We start from the raw sequence: 4,305 nt of genomic DNA, 5'->3' as shown, positions 1-4,305 counted from the left end.
TGAGTCGCCGGTAAGACTCGACTTGCCCGATATATGTTTTGACCTGCTCCATCAGCCCTTCGAAGCCATAGCGTTTCAGCGCATCTTTGAGCGTTTCTTCACCGGCAGCCAGGTCGCTCAAGGACTGCCAGACCGGATCGAAAGGTTCAGCGGGATCTGCTCCCGCCAGCCACCAGCGCGCTGCTGCCGGGCAAAAGACATAGGCCAAAGCCGCCAGAATCGGGTGGCCGCGCGGGTTCTGTGCATCTTTTAGCGCCAGGAATAAGTCAGTGTACATGGATGCCAGCCAGGAGAAACCATGCTACGAAGGGGATCACTCGCCAGGCGCCAGGTGTTCGAACGCCCGTCAAGGGTTGGCCGTTGAGTTTTCGCCACCCCATTTGTAGGATTGCCGTCATCAGGAACGAAACCAGCATCACGCTGCCTCCTATACTGGTATGATGTGGCGGCACCAGCCAGAGCATCCCCATCCAGAGTTTGGCATCTCCCCCGCCTATTCCACCCAATCGCCAGATAAGGAACAGCAATGTACACCCCAGCCATGTCTCGATCTCGCCTGGAAAGTACGCCAGTAGACCACCGAACAACAAAGTCAGGGTGACGCTGTTGGGCACATGCTGTTTATGATGATCGTAGATGGAAATTCCGGTGACAAGCACCAGGAGTAGAACTGCTTGAATGGTGTGCATAAAAGCTTGGGAGCGTAGTGGCAGGGGGGCTGGGGTTGTTAGGGCGCGGACGCTTCGCTCCCGCTCTCCCATACCCCCCATGATCCCTGGCTCCTACGGCACGCCCGGCCAGCCGATTTGGGCCTGTCCTTCGCGTACACCCCAATAGACCAGCCCGCCGCCAAAACTGTAGGAAGCTGCCCAGCGCCCAGAGATGCTGTTGTTATCATCCATGCGCCGGATTGTGACCAGACGGTCCCAATAGGCATCCGGATTGCCATCATTGTTGAAATCAGCCTTCATCGATTCCGGCACGCCGGGGACATCCTCGGGTTGGATCTCGCCGCCCATGCTGCGGCCAGCCCATTCGATCCCGACTACCACGGTGTGACCCGTGCCGCCGTCACAATCGTATCCGCCATCCCCTCCTGGCCCTGAAACACATTCCGTGATCGCGACCGCTTCTTCATACGTGAAGCGCCAGAATAACCGGTAGGGGGATTTGGCTTCTCCCACGAAAAGCGGCATATCCCCAGGAAGCTCACTCAACCCAACACTCCCTGCTAGCGGACCGCCACCAGCCGCCGGGTGTGAAGGCACCTCCCAACGGAAGATTTCGGGACTTCCGGCAGGGCCGACAGGCTCTAACAATAATTCCCCGATATGGGGCATCTTGAAAAACATCGGCCCGGCAGAATTTAACGTCAGCGTTAAAACCAGATTACGCCAATCGCCAGGCTGGGGATTGCCGGGGCTGCCCCCGCCATAGGCGACATAGGGATAGGTGCCTCGTCCAGATGATGAGGGTAAGCCACCACAACGAGCCGCACTCGGCCAGCGCACGAGCGTGGCAGGATAGGGGCGCAAATCCAGGAATGTGACAGGAAAATTCACGCTGGCCCGGATAGACCATTCGGTATTGGCGCAATTCACCCCGCCGCCGGTCATCGTGAATGTTTCACAAGGATGATCTGCTCTTGAAGAGCCGCTCTCATAGGGAACGCATACGGTCTCCGGGCCCTTCCGGATACACATCGAGTCATAGACTTCACCCGTAATGGGGTTTGTGTATGTCAGACGGTAGAACTCCGGCGGGATCAAGTATACAGCATCGGAAAACAGGCTGTGGAGTTCCCCGGTGCTTGCAGAACCATTCGTACTCTCAATGGCGCTGCTTCCCGGGCTGGTGTTGCACTCGCTACTCCCATCACCGATTACAACATCAAACCCACTACCGCCGCCCTCCGGGCTAAAGGTTTGCGCGTGAACCGGCAAGTATAAGCCGATGGATACTGCCAGGCTGACGGAAAGTCTCACTATGAACAGGTAGGTCTTATGCTTCATCAATCTTCTTCTTTGAGATACGCTTTGTAATAGCTATCAAATGCCTCCACAAAATTTCCAATCTGGCCCTCATCGGTGTAGGACGGCCACGCCTCCGGCAATGGAAGCATGGTGAAACCAAAGGCCGATTCGAGCCAGGTTGCATCCCAGGGTACAAGGCCATGCGCAGCGGCAATAAACGCTCGTTCTTCCTGCGCCTTTGCCTTGAGGTCTTCGTAAGCTTCATGGCCCTCTAGGATCGAGCTGTCGGGATGGTAGCCCATATAAACCCATTGGTTTCGGGTGGGGGAATAACCAAATTGCACGAATAAGCGTTCCCAACCAAGCTCTTGGGAAAAGTGATGATCATCCAGCTCATGCACCAACCACCCTGGCCCCTGGTCGAACGAGAGCACGCAGACGACCGGAAAGGCCATGCCCCAATTCTCGATTTGATCGCCATCAACCGTCTCTGTACGGTAACAGCCATTCAGGGCATAGGTCATATTGGCCGAGATGGATGGGATTTCCCGGATATTCCAATTGCGGTATGCAGGGTGGTACGACCGCTGTCTCAACACCATCTCCAGCGGGCCGCCGGTATTGATCATCCCAGTGACCGACTTTGTTGTTCTATCGTCCAAAAAAAGAACCCAATCGGGAATTTCATCGAAACCCACCATTGCCGCCGCTTCTTGTTCGGTGTAACCCATATAGGTCAACAGATGCCAGGCCACCGTGCGTTCGAGCCCATCGTAGACACAAGCCGGCTCGATGCGTTTGAGATTGTAATCATCAAGAACATCAACTAAAGTCCATGCTTTGGGGTCTGTCGGACAAGGTTCCAGGGTAGGCGTGTTAGTAGGTGCGGGGGTAGACGTGAGTGTTGGAAGGGGCGTGTTCGTCTCGGTCGGGGCGGATGGCAATATATTCGAAAGTGGCAAGGGCGTTCCCAGAATCTCCGCCCGGGTTTTTGCCCGCTGCCATCGGGCAAAGCCGTAAGTTCCCAGGGTGAAAGCCAGGATGAGAATAGCGACGATGATGTAGCGGCGCAGGTGCCGGCGACCGCCCAAATCAGAATAGGTAAGGGTATCTTTGATCTTCATAGATGAATTATATCATCTGTATTTACTAGGTAAATACAGATTTGCTATTGATCGTCCCTCGTCACACCATGAGCCAGATAACCGATGGCATTTACGCTGATCCAACGCTGGGGAAACAGGTAGCCCATCGAACGCACCTGCACGGCTACACGGCAACCAGGCCGGCCATCGAACTGGCCACAGGTCGCACTAGAAAAGACGGAATGCTCGGGTCGCTGGGCTTGAAAATATGCCGCAGCCACCTGTCTGCCCGCCTCCGTCGCCTCGATACTGCCATCAGGAAACACCCGTATCTCTTGCGCTCCGGCGTGAGCGGCTAGATCCGCTGCAGCGACGGCTTCCATGATACGGGCATTGGTGATCATATATTCCAAAATCCCCATAGCAAACAGGGTGGTCAGCGGCACAAGTAGGGCAAAGAGCGTAATAGCCTGGCCACGTTCGGATTTCTTTTTCATCAGCGCCATTTTGCCTTCCAGGTTTCCGAACGGGACAGGTACCATTCTTCGGACCAGCCTCCTGGATCGATAAACCCTAAACCCCGGAACATCACCGGCACTTGATAGCTTACCGAACACCCGCCAACACCGCCGGGTGAACCCGGTGTGACCACCAGTTTGTAGTTCGCGCCCAGCGTGGCGCTCCAATCCGCATTGAGGGTTTTCTCCACGGCCAGGATCGCGTTCCGGGCTGCCAGGCTGGGGTTGGGCGACTGAGAAATGAACTGGGCACAGCTATAGGCTGCGGCGGTTGCCTGTGTGCGGGCGCGATGAAGCGGTATCCAGGACAACATCCCAAAAGCCAGGATGACAGCCAGGACGGAGAATAGGGCGGTTTCCACCATGGCCTGGCCTTTCTCGTGAAGCGTCGAACGTGGAGCGTGTAGCGACGCTCTACAATTCCCTGTTCCCTTACTCACTCGAACTCTCCTTCCGGCGGGCCAGGGTAAAAACGCCAAAGACGAAAAACTGCTGTACCGCGGTGAGCCTCGACCAGGTTGATGCCGTACACCCAAGGCTTGGAATCTTCAATGGTAATCTGGGAGCGTACCATGCGGTCTGAGGTGTGTTGGGTGGTTGCGATCCTACCTTGAATATCCGGCCACAAAACCGTTTGGCGCGCCTGTTCCGTAGCCGGGGTCTTATAAGCGCCGGTGGCTACCCCGGTGATAAAGACACCCCAATCAGCAGACGCGGCTCGGAAGGCAT

At 56.1% G+C, this 4,305-nt stretch carries 7 protein-coding genes; all 7 read right to left on the bottom strand.

The genetic code is table 11. The features are described 5' to 3' along the window. Positions 1–277, bottom strand: a 277-nt coding sequence (locus HN413_06905) for a hypothetical protein (GenBank protein ID MBT3390124.1), incomplete at its 3' end; no start/stop codon positions are given. Further along, the gene (locus tag HN413_06900; GenBank protein MBT3390123.1) at positions 267–689 is read right to left on the bottom strand and encodes a hypothetical protein; all 423 of its coding nucleotides are present in this window, start codon (positions 687–689) and stop codon (positions 267–269) included. The genes HN413_06900 and HN413_06905, both read right to left, overlap by 11 nt. A 93-nt stretch (positions 690–782) precedes the next feature. Next, positions 783–2,012: a hypothetical protein gene (locus HN413_06895; protein MBT3390122.1), complete on the bottom strand. Its 1,230-nt coding sequence runs from the start codon at positions 2,010–2,012 to the stop codon at positions 783–785. Next, positions 2,012–3,097 carry a hypothetical protein gene (locus tag HN413_06890; protein MBT3390121.1) on the bottom strand — a complete coding sequence of 362 codons (1,086 nt, stop codon included), beginning with the start codon at positions 3,095–3,097 and terminating at the stop codon, positions 2,012–2,014. Before HN413_06890 ends, HN413_06895 begins: the two co-directional genes overlap by 1 nt. Positions 3,098–3,141: 44 nt before the next feature. After that, positions 3,142–3,600, bottom strand: coding sequence for a hypothetical protein (locus HN413_06885; protein MBT3390120.1), 459 nt, complete (start codon positions 3,598–3,600; stop codon positions 3,142–3,144). After that, positions 3,555–3,941, bottom strand: coding sequence for a hypothetical protein (locus HN413_06880; GenBank protein ID MBT3390119.1), 387 nt, complete (start codon positions 3,939–3,941; stop codon positions 3,555–3,557). Before HN413_06880 ends, HN413_06885 begins: the two co-directional genes overlap by 46 nt. A 71-nt stretch (positions 3,942–4,012) precedes the next feature. Beyond that, positions 4,013–4,305: hypothetical protein (locus HN413_06875; GenBank protein MBT3390118.1), on the bottom strand; the 293-nt coding region annotated here is incomplete at its 5' end.

The sequence above is a fragment of the Chloroflexota bacterium genome (genome assembly GCA_018648225.1).
Classification (GTDB): domain Bacteria; phylum Chloroflexota; class Anaerolineae; order Anaerolineales; family UBA11858; genus NIOZ-UU35.
Note: the sequence above shows the minus strand (reverse complement) of the source record. Positions and strands in the feature narration are given on the sequence as shown.

Bases quoted from the DNA above. Each gene is read 5' to 3' on its own strand.
- HN413_06890 (MBT3390121.1), bottom strand. From the start codon at position 3,097: ATGAAGATCAAAGATACCCTTACCTATTCTGATTTGGGCGGTCGCCGG.
- HN413_06880 (MBT3390119.1), bottom strand. From the start codon at position 3,941: ATGGTGGAAACCGCCCTATTCTCCGTCCTGGCTGTCATCCTGGCTTTT.
- HN413_06885 (MBT3390120.1), bottom strand. From the start codon at position 3,600: ATGGTACCTGTCCCGTTCGGAAACCTGGAAGGCAAAATGGCGCTGATG.
- HN413_06895 (MBT3390122.1), bottom strand. From the start codon at position 2,012: ATGAAGCATAAGACCTACCTGTTCATAGTGAGACTTTCCGTCAGCCTG.
- HN413_06900 (MBT3390123.1), bottom strand. From the start codon at position 689: ATGCACACCATTCAAGCAGTTCTACTCCTGGTGCTTGTCACCGGAATT.